We start from the raw sequence: 12,498 nt of genomic DNA, 5'->3' as shown, positions 1-12,498 counted from the left end.
CGGCTTCAGCCGCGACCCGGGAGGCAGAAACGAGTGAAGAAGCGCGAGCAACGAGGGCAAGCGTCGGCTCGTCGAGCCCTGTCTTCACTCATTCCTCACTCCTCTTCACTCGCTTCTGGCTTCCAGGTCGCGGCTGAAGCCGCCGCTCCCGGGCAAGGAGGGAAGTCAGCGGCCGGAGAAGGCGGGCTTGCGCTTCTCCAGGAACGCCGTGGTGCCCTCGCGCATGTCCTCGGTCGAGAAGCACACGCCGAAGGCCTGGGTCTCGAACTCCAGGCCGACGTCGATGGCGCTCTCGCCGCCGACCAGCACGGTGTCGAGGATGGCGCGCACGGCCTGCGGCGCCAGCGTGGCGAGCTGTTCGGCGAGCTTCATCGTCTCGGCTTCGAGCTGGTCGGGTGCGACCACGCGGGTGACCAGGCCCAGCGCATGGGCGCGGGCGGCGTCGATCGGCGCGCCGGTCAGGGTCAGTTCCAGCGCCGCGCCGCGCCCGGCCAGCCGCAGCAGCCGCTGGGTGCCGCCGAAGCCGGGCAGCACGCCCAGGGTGATCTCGGGCAGGCCGAGCTTCGCCTTCTCCGAGGCCACGCGCAGGTGGCAGCACATCGCCAGTTCCAGCCCGCCGCCGAGCGCCCAGCCGCCGATCATCGCGATCACCGGTTTGCCCAGGCGCTCGACCTTGCTCATCAGCCGCTGGCCGTGCCGCGACAGGTCGCGCGCCTGCACCGCGCTCAGGCCCGCCAGTTCGGCGATGTCGGCGCCGGCGACGAAGGCCTTCTCGCCGGCGCCGCGCAGCACGACGGCACGGATGGCGTCGTCGGCCGCCGCCTGGTCGAAGGCCAGGTGCAGTTCCGTGAGCGTGGCGCGGTTGAGGGCGTTGAGCTTGTCGGGGCGGTTGACGGTGATCACGCGCACCGCGCCGCGATCCTCGGTCAGCAGGTTCTGGAAGGCCATTTAACGCTCCGGAAACAAAGGGAAAAACGGGTCGGGAAACTCTGCGGCCGCGCCACGGTCAGGCTAAGTGGCGGTTCAGCCGTGCCGCGGTTATGCTACTGCGCCCTCGGAGTGGTAGCGACCGCTCCGACACTTTCACCGGAGGTTTTGATGAAGTTGCGCCTGACGGCCGCGCTGCTGGCGGCCCTGACTACCGGCGCCGTGACGGCGCAGGACACCACGTCCGAGAAGGGCAGGCTGAGCTACGCGATCGGTTACGAGATCGGCCGCGACCTCAACGAGCGCAAGCTCGACGTGGACATGAACACCGTGATCCGTGCCATCCAGGACGGTCACGCCAAGCGCAACCCGGCGGTGCCCGAGCCGCAGATGGCCGAGGCCCTGCGCGCGATGCAGGAAAAGCTGGTCGCCGAGGCCCGTGCCGAGTTCGAGCGCGTCTCCAGCCAGAACAAGGCCGCCAGCGACAAGTTCCTGGCCGAGAATCGCACCAAGCAGGGCGTGACCGTGCTGCCGAGCGGCATCCAGTACCGGGTGATCGAGAACGGCAACGGTCGCCAGCCGAGCGCGACCAGCGAGGTGCAGATCCACTTCCGCGGCTCGCTGCACACCGGGCAGGAATTCGCCAGCACCTATTCCGGCAACCAGCCGGTGACCATCAAGGTCAACGAGGCGCCGCTGCCGGGGCTGCAGGAAGTGCTGCCGATGATGCGCCAGGGCTCGCGCTGGGAGATCTATCTGCCGGCCGAACACGCCTACGGCAACTCGCCGCGCTCGCCGATCGGCCCGAACCAGGCGGTCGTGTTCGACGTGCGCCTGATCGAGGTCAAGTAAGCGCCGGGCGCTCTCCGTCCGGTGATGCGACGATCGACGGCCGGGGCGCTCCCCGGCCGTTTTCGTATCCGATGATTCCCGTCTACAAAGCCATCCTCAGCCCCTGCGTCGGCGTCTGCGCGCTCGACGACGAGGGCTATTGCCAGGGCTGCCTGCGCCATGTCGACGAGATCGCCCGCTGGAGCCTGATGGGCGACGACGAGCGCCTGCGGCTGATGGACGAGGTGTTGCCGGCGCGCGAGGTGAGGCGGAGGTGAACGATCCGGGCCGGGTGCTCGACCGCCTCGCCGGCGTCCTGCATGCGCCGGATGCGCCGCCGATGGGCCCGGCCTGGAACGCCGCCGATCTGCGCGATCTGGTGCCGCCGGCCCAGCCGCGCATACCGGCTGCGGTGTTGGTGCCGCTGGTGCTGCGCGAGGGTGGCCTCAAGGTGCTGTTGACCCGGCGTACCGAGTCCCTGCGGCACCACGCCGGCCAGGTGAGCTTTCCGGGCGGTCGCATCGAGGCCGCCGATGGCGACCCGCTGCGCGCCGCGCTGCGCGAGGCCCGTGAGGAGGTCGGCCTGGGGGCGGAGTTCGCCCGCCCGATCGGCTTCCTCGACCCGTTCGAAACCATCACCGCCTACCACGTCTGGCCGCTGGTGGCATGGGTGGCGGCCGGTTACCGGCCGGTGATCGATCCCGGCGAAGTGGCCGAGGCCTTCGAGGTGCCACTGGGTTTCCTGCTCGACCCGGACAACTGCCGCCGGGTCGAGGTCGATTACGCCGGACGGCCGCGGCACTACTACGAATTCCGCTATCGCCACTACCGGATCTGGGGGGCGACGGCCGCCATGCTGGTCAATCTGCGTGAGAAATTGACAGGGCACTGATGCACGCTGCGCCATGGCCCCAGGACCCCACGGATCCCACGACGCGAGGTGACGCCATGAAGGGCTGGACCACGCTGGTGGCTGCCGAGACCCTCGCCATCGGCCTTGCACGGCCGGACGTGGTGATCGTCGATTGCCGCTATTCGCTGGCGGCGCCGGATGCGGGCGAGCACGCCTGGCTGGAGGCCCGGATTCCGGGTGCCCGTTACGCCCATCTCGACCGCGACCTTTCCGGTGCCAAGCGGCCGGGCGAAGGCCGCCACCCGCTGCCGGACGAAAGCGCCTTCTGCGCCACGCTGGGTCGCTGGGGCATCACGCCGCAGACCCAGGTGGTGGCCTACGACCACAGCGACGGCGCCATGGCCGCGGCCCGGCTGTGGTGGCTGCTGCGCCTGCTCGGCCACCAGAAGGTGGCGGTGCTCGACGGCGGCTACGCACGCTGGCTGGCACTGGGCCTGCCGACCGAAACCAGGATGCGGAAGTGCGTCGAGGCTCGTTACCAGGGCCGCTTCGACCGCGACCGCATCGCCACCGCCGCGAGCGTGCAGGCCCGGTTGGGCGAGCCGCCCGGCTGGCTGATCGACGTGCGCGCGCCGGAGCGCTTCTCCGGCGAATCCGAGCCGATCGACCGGCGCGCCGGGCACGTTCCCGGTGCGGTGAACTGGCCCTATGTCCGCAATGTGCAGGCCGACGGCTGCTTCCGTCCGCCGGTGGAGCTGGCCGCCGGGTATCGCGCACTGATCGACGGCCGCGACCCGTCCGAGGTGGTGCTGATGTGCGGTTCCGGCGTCACCTCCTGCCAGGCCTTGCTGGCGATGGAGCGTGCCGGCCTGCGCGGCGCGCGCATCTATGCCGGCTCCTGGAGCGGCTGGATCGACGATCCGGCGCGACCGATCGCCACCGGCGCCTGACTGCGTGCACGGTGCTGCGGGCGCGGCGCTCCCACAGCGCCTGCGGCTATTTCTTCAGCCGCGCGACGAGCGCGTGCAGCACCGCCTGGGTGTCGTCGCGGTACCAGTTGTCGACGAAGCGGTCGAGGTCGAGCCGCTGCGGGTCGGTCAGCGCGCCGACCAGATCGGCGCGGGCGAGGCGGCGGGTTTCCAGCATCGGCCGCAGCGGCCTGGCGAGCAGATCCTCCAGCCAGGCGCGGGCGCGGGTGGCGACGTGGTCGACGTCGGTGAGCTCGTCGACCAGGCCGACCGCCAGCGCCTCCTCCGACTCGAGCATCGCGCCGGCGACCATCAGCCGCTCGGCGCGGTAGGCGCCGACCACGCGGCGCAGCAGGTGCTGGATGCCCTCGGGGACCGCCAGGCCGACCTGCACCTCGTTCAGACCGATGCGGAACGGGCCGCGCGCCATCACCCGGTAGTCGCAGCACAGCGCCAGCACGCAGCCGCCGGCCGGGCTGTGGCCAGCGAGCGCGGCCACGACCGGGATCGGTGACTCGGCGATGGCCTGTGCGGTCTCGAAGAACACCCGCCAGGCGTCCAGCAGCGCCGCACGGTCGAGAGTGAGCAGGTAGGGCACGTCCAGCCCTGCCGAGAAGGCGTTCGGGCCGCCGGCGATCACCAGGCCCTGCATGCCGTCCTCCGGCGCGGCGCGCACCGCGTCGCGCAGCGGCGCCAGCAGCGGCGGATACAGCGCGTTGACCGGCGGGCGGGCGAGGCGGATTTCGCGGATGGCGCCGTGGCTGCTGATTTCGAGCATGGTCGGCCTCATGGGATGCGGACGTCGGGAGCCCAACGATAGCGCACGGTGTAGCTCACGGTCGTCTCGCCGCCGGCCGGCACGGCGACCTCGAAGGCGATGCTCTGGGCATCGCGCTTGTCCCATTTGCCGCTGGCCTCGACGATTTCCCACTCGCTCCAGCGCGGCAACGACTCGACCACGCGCACGGTCGCGGCCTGCGGCTTGGCGTTGCGCAGGGTCAGGCTGATCCGTTCGGTCATGCTGCGGGCGGCGCGGTCGAGGCGGAAATCCTCGCGCCGGCGCTCGGCGTCGAGATCGAAGACGGTGCCGAGTTCGAGTTCGACCTTCGCGTTCGCCGGGGTATGCGCGAGCAGCGCCTCGCCGAGCAGGGCGCCGTCGTGTTCGAACACGCGCACCCGGCCGGCCGGCAGCGGCTGGCCGAGGCCGGCCGCCTTGCGGTTGTCGAAGGCGAGCGTGGCCAGCACCGGCTGGCGGCCGGACACGCCGAAGCCGGGCTCGACGATGGGCGTGGGCGGCTGCCAGCCGCCGAAGCCGGCGCGCGTCTCGTAGCGGCGTTCACAGGCGACGCCGCGCGCGTCGGCCATCAGCGGCACGCGCTGGAGGCTGGCGTCGGGCAGATCGGTCGTGCCGGGCAGTCGCCAGGCGTGGTACTCGCCGGAGGCTTCCGGCGTCGGCAGTGCATCGGCCACCATCATCATCGCCTCGCCGCGCATGGCCTTGGGCGCCGGCGGCGCGGCGACGCGGTTGGGCTGGCCGGCGACCAGCGTGATCTGCGCACCGGAGAAGCTGGCGCCGGAACGGTTGGCGATCTGCGCGGCAGCGGCGAGGTGGAGGCGGCAGTCGCGGCCGGACGCCAGCGTGACGAGGTATTCGGCGCGCCAGGCCAGGCCGCCGGTCGGATAGTCGAGGTCGAAGCGCTGGCTGCCGGCGCGCGGTGCCTGCACGTCCCAGCGCAGGGTCGGCTTGGCGCTGAGGCCGGCGGGCAGTTCGTCCAGTTCGAAGCTGGCGTAGTCGGACAGCACTTTCACCCGGCCGTCGGGCAGCGCCAGGGTGAGGCCGGCACCGGCTGCCAGCAGTACGCCGGCATGGCGCAGCCGTTCGCCGCCGACCGCCTGTTCGACGCGGATCGTGCGGCCGATGGCGCGGCGCAGCAGTTCGTCCTGCCCGGCCAGGGCGAAATCGAAGCGCTGGCTGCCGACCTGCGCGTCGCCGAGCGCACGGAACACGACACCGGCGGCATCGATCGCCTGCGGCAGGCCACCCACGCGCACTTGGTTGGCGCCGGCGGCGAGTTCGAAGCGGTGCCGTTCGCGCACCAGCGCGTGGCCAGGCGCAAAGCCGCCGGCGGATTGCACGACGGCGTCGTAATCGCCGCTGTAAATGGTCAGGCTGGCACCGCCTTCGCGCGTGGCGAGGGCGGGGGTGGCGAGGGCGGCGAGCAGGGCGGTGACGAGGGCGCGTTGCATGGTTCCACTCCGTGGGTCCTGGATGAACGATTGCCACCGCCGCGCGGCATGGCACGAAGAGGGTCCGGTCCCGACGTGCACCGGGATGACGGTGTCCCGATGCGGTCTCCCGGGTCCTCCGGCGACGCAGGAGTGGCTATCATAGGCGGATGAAACGTCTGCTCATTTCCCTCGGGGTCGTGCTCTTCGCGGCCTGTTCAGCCGCGAGTGCGGATGTCGTCGTCGATTCGGCCTGGGTGCGCGCCGCGCCGCCCGGAGCGACCATGCTGGCGGGCTACGCCACCCTGCGTAACAGCGGCAGCGAGGCCGTCAGTGTGATCGGCATCGACAGCAATGCCTTCGAGTCGGTCGAGATGCACCGCACCGAGGAAGTCGATGGCGTGAGCCGCATGCGTCCGGTGGCGGCGATCGAGATTCCGCCCGGAGGCGAGGCGGTGCTGGAGCCCGGCGGTCTGCACCTGATGCTGATCCAGCCGCGCCAGCCGCTGGCCGAGGGCGACACGGTGATCCTGCGGCTGCGCTTGACCGATGGCCGCACCGTGGACGCCGCCTTTCCGGTGCAGCGCAACGCCGGCGAGGATCCGCACGCGGGCCACGGCCACCACCATCATTGACCGGGTGGCGGCCGGCTTGGCCGCCGGTCAGCCGCCGCAGCCGCGGCGCACCGCGTCGGGCAGTTCGGCGGCCTTGCCGCTGTGGCGGTCGATCCACACCAGCACGGCGTTGCCGTCGCAATAGACGATGCCACGGTCGTTTTCCGCGACGATGCGGTGGCCGATGGTGATGCTGGTGTTGCCGACACGCTCGCCGTACAACTCGACGATCAGTTGCGCGGGCCACTCGATCGGACGCCGGTAGTTGATCTGCACCGCCGCCAGCACCGGCGCCACGTCCTCGCTCACCCACGGGCCGGGCAGCGACTGCAGCCACTGCAGCCGCGCCTCTTCGAGGAAGGTCAGGTAGTTGGCGTTGTTGACGTGGTTGAAGGCGTCCAAGTCGCGCCAGCGCACCGGTATCGGCGCCCGCATCAGCAGCGGCGGTGCGCCGTCCGCCACGGGCTGCGCCGCCGACGCCGGCGTCGGGGGCTGGGTGTTGGCCGGCTTGCGGCGGCGCGGCTTCGCGGCCGGCGTGCCGGCGGCGTCTTCGGTCTTCTTGCGGCGGCGGGTCATGCGGCGGTCTTCTTCCTGTTGCCGGTGGTGGGCAGCATCCGCGCCAGGAACTGGCCGGTGTACGACTGCGGGTGCCGGGCGAGGTCCTCGGGCGTGCCGGTGGCGATGATCCGGCCGCCGCGGTGGCCGCCCTCGGGCCCGAGGTCGACGATCCAGTCGGCGGTCTTGATGACGTCGAGGTTGTGCTCGATCACGACCACGGTGTTCCCGTCGTCGCGCAGGCGGTGCAGGATCGCCAGCAGGTGCTCGATGTCGTGGAAGTGCAGGCCGGTGGTCGGCTCGTCGAGGATGTAGAGCGTGCGGCCGGTATCGCGGCGCGAGAGCTCCCTGGACAGCTTCACGCGCTGCGCCTCGCCGCCGGAGAGGGTGGTCGCGGCCTGGCCGAGCTTGATGTAGCTCAGGCCGACGTCCATCAGTGTCTCCAGCTTGCGGGCGATCGCCGGCACCGGCTCGAACAGCGCCAGCGCGTCCTCGACGGTCATCTCCAGCACGTCGTGGATCGAGTGGCCCTTGTAGAGGATTTCCAGGGTTTCGCGGTTGTAGCGCTTGCCGTGGCAGACGTCGCAGGGCACGTATACGTCGGGCAGGAAGTGCATCTCGACCTTGATCAGCCCGTCGCCCTGGCAGGCCTCGCAGCGGCCGCCGCGCACGTTGAAGCTGAAGCGCCCCGGCGAGTAGCCGCGGGCGCGCGCCTCCGGCACCTGCGCGAACAGTTCGCGCAGCGGCGTGAACAGGCCGGTGTAGGTGGCCGGGTTGGAGCGCGGGGTGCGGCCGATCGGCGACTGGTCGATGTCGACCACCTTGTCGAACAGGTCGATGCCGTGCACCTCGCGGAACGGCGCCGGCTTGTGGCTGGCGCCATTGAGTTCGTTGGCGGCGATGCGGAACAGGGTGTCGTTGATCAGCGTGGATTTGCCCGAGCCGGACACGCCGGTGATGCAGACGAACAGCCCGGCCGGGATCTCCAGGTCGACGTCCTGCAGGTTGTTGCCGCTGGCACCGAGCAGGCGCAGCGTCATCGTCGGATTGGCCGCCTTGCGCTGGCGTGGGATCTCGATGCGCTTGGCGCCGCTCATGTACTGGCCGGTGAGCGAGCGCGGCGCGGCCATCACGTCGTCGAGCGAGCCCTGGGCGACGATCTCGCCGCCGTGCACGCCGGCGCCGGGGCCGATATCGACGATGTGGTCGGCCAGCCGGATCGCGTCCTCGTCGTGTTCGACCACGATCACCGTGTTGCCGAGGTCGCGCAGCCGGGTCAGGGTGCCGAGCAGGCGCTCGTTGTCGCGCTGGTGCAGGCCGATCGAGGGTTCGTCGAGCACGTACATCACGCCGACCAGGCCGGCGCCGATCTGCGAGGCCAGGCGGATGCGCTGCGCCTCGCCGCCGGAGAGGGTGTCGGCCTGGCGCTCCAGCGTCAGGTAGTCGAGGCCGACATCGACCAGGAAGCGCAGGCGCTCGTGGATTTCCTTGACGATCTTCTGTGCGATCTCGCCGCGCCAGCCGGCCAGTGTCAGGTCGGCGAAGAAGGCCAGCGCCTCGTCCACCGGCAGGCGGACGATCTCCGGCAGGGTGCGCTCGGCGACGTAGACGTTGCGCGCGGCCCGGTTGAGGCGGGTTCCGGCGCATTCCGGGCAGGGCCGCTCGCTGATGAACTTGCTCAGCTCCTCGCGCACCGCCGGCGACTCGGTCTCGCGGTAGCGGCGTTCGAGGTTGGGGATGATGCCTTCGAAACGGTGCTTGCGCTGGGTGCGGCCGCCGGATTCGGTGAGGTAGGTGAAAGTGATGACCTCCTCGCCGCTGCCGTTCAGCACCGCTTCGCGCACGTTCTCCGGCAGTGCCTGCCAGGGCGTGTCGACATCGAAGCCGTAGTGTCTGGCCAGCGAGGCGATCATCTGGAAGTAATAGGCGTTGCGGCGGTCCCAGCCGCGCACCGCGCCGGCGGCCAGGCTCAGGTCCGGGTGCACGACCACCCGCGCCGGGTCGAAGAACTGCGCCACCCCGAGGCCGTCGCAGCTCGGGCAGGCGCCGACCGGCGAGTTGAACGAGAACAGCCGCGGCTCCAGTTCCGGCAACGAGTAGTCGCAGACCGGGCAGCTGAACTTCGACGAGAACAGCAAGCCGGCGGCCTTGGGGTCGTCCATGTCGACCACCACCGCCAGTCCGTCGCCGAGCTTGAGTGCGGTCTCGAAGCTCTCGGCCAGGCGCTGCCTGATGTCGTCACGGACGCGGAAGCGGTCGATCACCGCCTCGATGGTGTGCTTGACCCGCAGCGCCAGCGGCGGCACCTGGTCGATCTCGTGCACGCTGCCGTCCACCCGCACCCGCACGAAGCCCTGGGCGCGCAGCTGGTCGAACACCTGGGCATGCTCGCCCTTGCGCTCGCGCACTACCGGGGCCAGCATCATCCAGCGTTTCTCCGGATCCAGCGCCAACACCTGGTCGACCATCTGGCTGACCGTCTGCGCGGCCAGCGGGAAGTCGTGGTCCGGGCAGCGCGGCGTGCCGACGCGCGCATAGAGCAGGCGCAGGTAGTCGTAGATCTCGGTGATGGTGCCGACGGTGGAGCGGGGGTTGTGCGAGGTCGACTTCTGCTCGATCGAGATCGCCGGCGACAGCCCCTCGATATGGTCGACGTCGGGCTTTTCCATCACCGACAGGAACTGCCGGGCGTAGGCCGACAGCGACTCGACGTAGCGGCGCTGGCCCTCGGCGTAGATGGTGTCGAAGGCCAGCGAGGACTTGCCCGAGCCGGACAGCCCGGTGATCACGATCAGCCGGTTGCGCGGCAGGTCGAGGTCGATGTTCTTGAGGTTGTGGGTGCGCGCGCCGCGGATACGGATGGTGTCCATGCGTCCGTCCGGGTCTCCGTGTGGATCGGAACAGGGCAGTCTAGCAGGGCGGGGAGGCGGGAGTCGGGGGCGGGAAAGCGCCGGCGCCTTCGATCCCGCAGAGGGGGAGTCCGGCAGCCGCCCGCCACGCTGCCGGGCTGGAAAGTCCCCGGACTCGGCCGCTTCGCGGCTACGCCCTCGCTACGCTCGGTCCGGCTTTCGCGGGAATGACGAGACTGCGATGCTCTTCCCCGGTCCCCGGTCCCCGGTCCCCGGTCCCCGGTCCCCGAAGTGCTTGCCTGCGAAGGGATTTCCCCGCATAATGCCGCTTCTTTGCCGCCCGCAGGGGCGGCGAGTGGCTGGCCCGAGGGCCGTAAAAGAACTACAGAGGACATCCGGTCATGTACGCAGTGGTAGTCACCGGCGGTAAGCAGTACCGCGTGATGAAGGGCGAGGTGCTCCGCGTCGAGCTTCTCGATGCCGAGCCGGGCAGCACGGTCGAATTCGACAATGTGCTGCTGCTGGGCGACGGCGAGAAGGTCACCGTCGGCACCCCGAAGGTCGAGGGTGCGAAGGTCACCGCCACCGTCAGGACGCACGGCCGCGCCGACAAGGTCCGCATCGTGAAGTTCCGCCGCCGCAAGCACCATCGCAAGCAGATGGGCCACCGGCAGCACTACACCGAAGTCGAGATCACCGGCATCAGCGGCTGAGCGCAGGAGTAAATAGTCATGGCACAGAAGAAGGGCGTAGGCTCCACCCGTAACGGCCGCGATTCCAACCCGAAGTACCTCGGCGTCAAGATCTACGGCGGCCAGGCGGTGCAAGCCGGCAACATCATCATTCGCCAGCGCGGCACCCAGTTCCATCCGGGGCCGGGCGTGGGTTGCGGTCGCGACTACACGCTGTTCGCGCTCGAGGACGGCGTGGTCCAGTTCTCCGTGAAGGGCCCGAAGAAGCGCCGCACCGTCAGCGTCGTCCCGGCCGCCTGAAGCAGCCGGCACCGCGTCCCGCAGGGCCCCGCTTCGGCGGGGCTCTGCATTTTCCGGGAGCGGCGAGCGGCGCCGGGGCGATGGTTCAGCCAGCCCGGCGTTGTCGCGATCCGTTCTTCTTGTCGTCCGGGGCAGCCGCGGGAAAATGGATGCCGGCTTTCGCCGGGATGCCGAAGCTGTGATGCTTTTCCCGGTTCCTCACCTCAGCACTCGGCCCTTCCCATGAAATTCGTCGACGAAGCCGAAATCCGTGTCACCGCCGGCGATGGCGGCAACGGCTGCATCAGCTTCCGCCGCGAGAAGTTCATCCCGCTCGGCGGGCCGGACGGTGGCGACGGCGGCAACGGTGGCAGCGTCTGGCTGGTCGCCGATGAGAATCTCAATACCTTGGTCGATTTCCGTCACCAGCGTCATTTCCGTGCCCAGCGCGGGCAGAACGGGATGGGGCGGCAGATGTTCGGCAAGGCCGGCGAGGACATCGAGATCCGGGTGCCGGTCGGTACCACCGTGATCGCGGTCGAGACCGACGAGCTGATCGGCGACCTGACCGAGCACGGCCAGCGCCTGCTGGTCGCCCGCGGCGGGCAGGGCGGCAAGGGCAACGTGCACTTCAAGAGCTCGATCAACCGTGCGCCGCGCAAGGCCACGCCGGGCACCCCGGGCGAGCAGCGCGACATCCGGCTGGAGTTGAAGCTGCTCGCCGATGTCGGCCTGCTGGGCTTTCCCAATGCCGGCAAGTCCACCTTCATCCGTGCGGTGTCGGCGGCGACGCCGCGGGTGGCCGATTATCCGTTCACCACGCTGTACCCGAACCTGGGCGTGGTCCGCATCGAGACCGATCGCAGCTTCGTGATCGCCGACATCCCCGGCCTGATCGAGGGCGCTGCCGACGGGGCCGGGCTGGGCGCGCTGTTCCTGCGTCACGTCCAGCGCACCCGGCTGCTGCTGCACCTGGTCGACCTGGCGCCGATGGACGGCAGCGACCCGGCTGCGCAGGTGCGGGCGATCGAGCGCGAGCTGGAGAAGTACGACCCGGGGATGCTCGAAAAGCCGCGCTGGCTGATCTTCAACAAGGCCGACCTGCTCACTCCCGAGGAGGCGCAGGCCAGGGCCGCTGGCGTGGTCGAGGCGCTCGGTTGGACCCGGCCATGGTTCGTGGTCTCGGCGCTGTCGCGCGAGGGCACCTGGCCGATCATGCTCAAGGTGATGGAGTTCTTCGATCGCCTCAAGGCCGAGGCGGCGGAGGCGCAGGCCGAGGCCGACTGGCAGCGGAGCCATTCCTGATCCGGGTGCCGCGGGAGCGGCTTTGGCAGGGTCCCGGGTTTCCCCGGGGCCACGAAAAAGCCGGCTTTCGCCGGCTTTTTGCTACCCCCTGAGGCGAAGCTCTCAGGCGGCCGGAGCGTTCTTCAGCGCCAGGATGCGGGCGTTGAGGCGGCTCTTGTGGCGGGCGGCCTTGTTCTTGTGGATCAGGCCACGGGCGGAGTAGCGGTCGAGGATCGGCTGGGCGTTGGCGAAGGCGGCCTCGGCGGCGGCCACGTCGTTGGTGTCCAGCGCCTTGATGACCTTCTTCACCGCGGTACGCAGCATCGAGCGCGCGCTGGCGTTGCGGGCCCGGCGCACTTCCGCCTGCTTGGCGCGCTTCTTGGCGGACTTGATGTTGGCCACAGTGGTTGCTCCTGAAAA

General features: G+C 70.2%; 11 protein-coding genes and 2 pseudogenes. 7 read left to right on the top strand and 6 right to left on the bottom strand.

The genetic code is table 11. The annotated features are described in order from the left end of the window. Positions 1-165: 165 nt before the first annotated feature. Complete coding sequence (locus HNQ58_RS07540) at positions 166-948, bottom strand: enoyl-CoA hydratase-related protein (RefSeq protein ID WP_183948298.1); 783 nt, start codon at positions 946-948, stop codon at positions 166-168. Between the two features lie 150 nt (positions 949-1,098). On the opposite strand from HNQ58_RS07540, the gene HNQ58_RS07535 reads away from it, so the two are divergent. The 3 genes and pseudogenes from HNQ58_RS07535 to HNQ58_RS07525 all read left to right on the top strand — a co-directional run bounded on the left by HNQ58_RS07535 (position 1,099) and on the right by HNQ58_RS07525 (position 3,561). After that, positions 1,099-1,779, top strand: coding sequence for an FKBP-type peptidyl-prolyl cis-trans isomerase N-terminal domain-containing protein (locus HNQ58_RS07535; protein WP_183948297.1), 681 nt, complete (start codon positions 1,099-1,101; stop codon positions 1,777-1,779). 71 nt (positions 1,780-1,850) lie between these two features. Next, a pseudogene (locus tag HNQ58_RS07530) lies at positions 1,851-2,650 on the top strand (NUDIX hydrolase). Between the two features lie 56 nt (positions 2,651-2,706). Further along, positions 2,707-3,561 (top strand): sulfurtransferase, encoded by an 855-nt coding sequence (locus tag HNQ58_RS07525; RefSeq protein WP_183948296.1) that lies wholly within the window; start codon positions 2,707-2,709, stop codon positions 3,559-3,561. A 46-nt stretch (positions 3,562-3,607) separates the two neighbouring features. On the opposite strand, the gene HNQ58_RS07520 is transcribed toward HNQ58_RS07525, so the two are convergent. Continuing rightward, the gene (locus tag HNQ58_RS07520; RefSeq protein WP_183948295.1) at positions 3,608-4,357 is read right to left on the bottom strand and encodes an enoyl-CoA hydratase/isomerase family protein; all 750 of its coding nucleotides are present in this window, start codon (positions 4,355-4,357) and stop codon (positions 3,608-3,610) included. A gap of 8 nt (positions 4,358-4,365) precedes the next feature. Continuing rightward, positions 4,366-5,826 carry a DUF4139 domain-containing protein gene (locus HNQ58_RS07515; RefSeq protein WP_183948294.1) on the bottom strand — a complete coding sequence of 487 codons (1,461 nt, stop codon included), beginning with the start codon at positions 5,824-5,826 and terminating at the stop codon, positions 4,366-4,368. Between the two features lie 149 nt (positions 5,827-5,975). Here HNQ58_RS07515 and HNQ58_RS07510 point away from each other — a divergent pair, with 149 nt between their 5' ends. Next, the gene (locus HNQ58_RS07510) at positions 5,976-6,440 is read left to right on the top strand and encodes a copper chaperone PCu(A)C (RefSeq protein ID WP_183948293.1); all 465 of its coding nucleotides are present in this window, start codon (positions 5,976-5,978) and stop codon (positions 6,438-6,440) included. 27 nt (positions 6,441-6,467) lie between these two features. Here the strand turns inward: HNQ58_RS07510 and HNQ58_RS07505 are convergent, their stop codons facing one another. Both HNQ58_RS07505 and uvrA read right to left on the bottom strand, forming a co-directional pair. Beyond that, the gene (locus HNQ58_RS07505) at positions 6,468-6,995 is read right to left on the bottom strand and encodes a thioesterase family protein (protein WP_183948292.1); all 528 of its coding nucleotides are present in this window, start codon (positions 6,993-6,995) and stop codon (positions 6,468-6,470) included. Beyond that, positions 6,995-9,844 (bottom strand): annotated as a pseudogene (uvrA, locus tag HNQ58_RS07500) (excinuclease ABC subunit UvrA); the annotation flags it as partial. The gene HNQ58_RS07505 and the pseudogene uvrA, both read right to left, overlap by 1 nt. 380 nt (positions 9,845-10,224) lie before the next feature. On the opposite strand from uvrA, the gene rplU reads away from it, so the two are divergent. From rplU to cgtA, 3 genes are all read left to right on the top strand, one after another. Continuing rightward, the gene (rplU, locus tag HNQ58_RS07495; protein ID WP_183948290.1) at positions 10,225-10,536 is read left to right on the top strand and encodes a 50S ribosomal protein L21; all 312 of its coding nucleotides are present in this window, start codon (positions 10,225-10,227) and stop codon (positions 10,534-10,536) included. A gap of 18 nt (positions 10,537-10,554) precedes the next feature. Next, positions 10,555-10,815: a 50S ribosomal protein L27 gene (gene rpmA, locus HNQ58_RS07490; protein ID WP_183948289.1), complete on the top strand. Its 261-nt coding sequence runs from the start codon at positions 10,555-10,557 to the stop codon at positions 10,813-10,815. A 222-nt stretch (positions 10,816-11,037) separates the two neighbouring features. Beyond that, positions 11,038-12,099 carry an Obg family GTPase CgtA gene (gene cgtA, locus HNQ58_RS07485; RefSeq protein WP_183948288.1) on the top strand — a complete coding sequence of 354 codons (1,062 nt, stop codon included), beginning with the start codon at positions 11,038-11,040 and terminating at the stop codon, positions 12,097-12,099. Between the two features lie 102 nt (positions 12,100-12,201). Here the strand turns inward: cgtA and rpsT are convergent, their stop codons facing one another. After that, on the bottom strand, positions 12,202-12,480 hold the full coding sequence (rpsT, locus tag HNQ58_RS07480) for a 30S ribosomal protein S20 (RefSeq protein WP_183948287.1): 279 nt from the start codon (positions 12,478-12,480) through the stop codon (positions 12,202-12,204). Between the last annotated feature and the right edge of the window lie 18 nt (positions 12,481-12,498).

It is taken from the genome of Rehaibacterium terrae (genome assembly GCF_014202935.1).
GTDB classification, from domain to species: Bacteria; Pseudomonadota; Gammaproteobacteria; order Xanthomonadales; family Xanthomonadaceae; genus Rehaibacterium; species Rehaibacterium terrae.
Note: the sequence above shows the minus strand (reverse complement) of the source record. Positions and strands in the feature narration are given on the sequence as shown.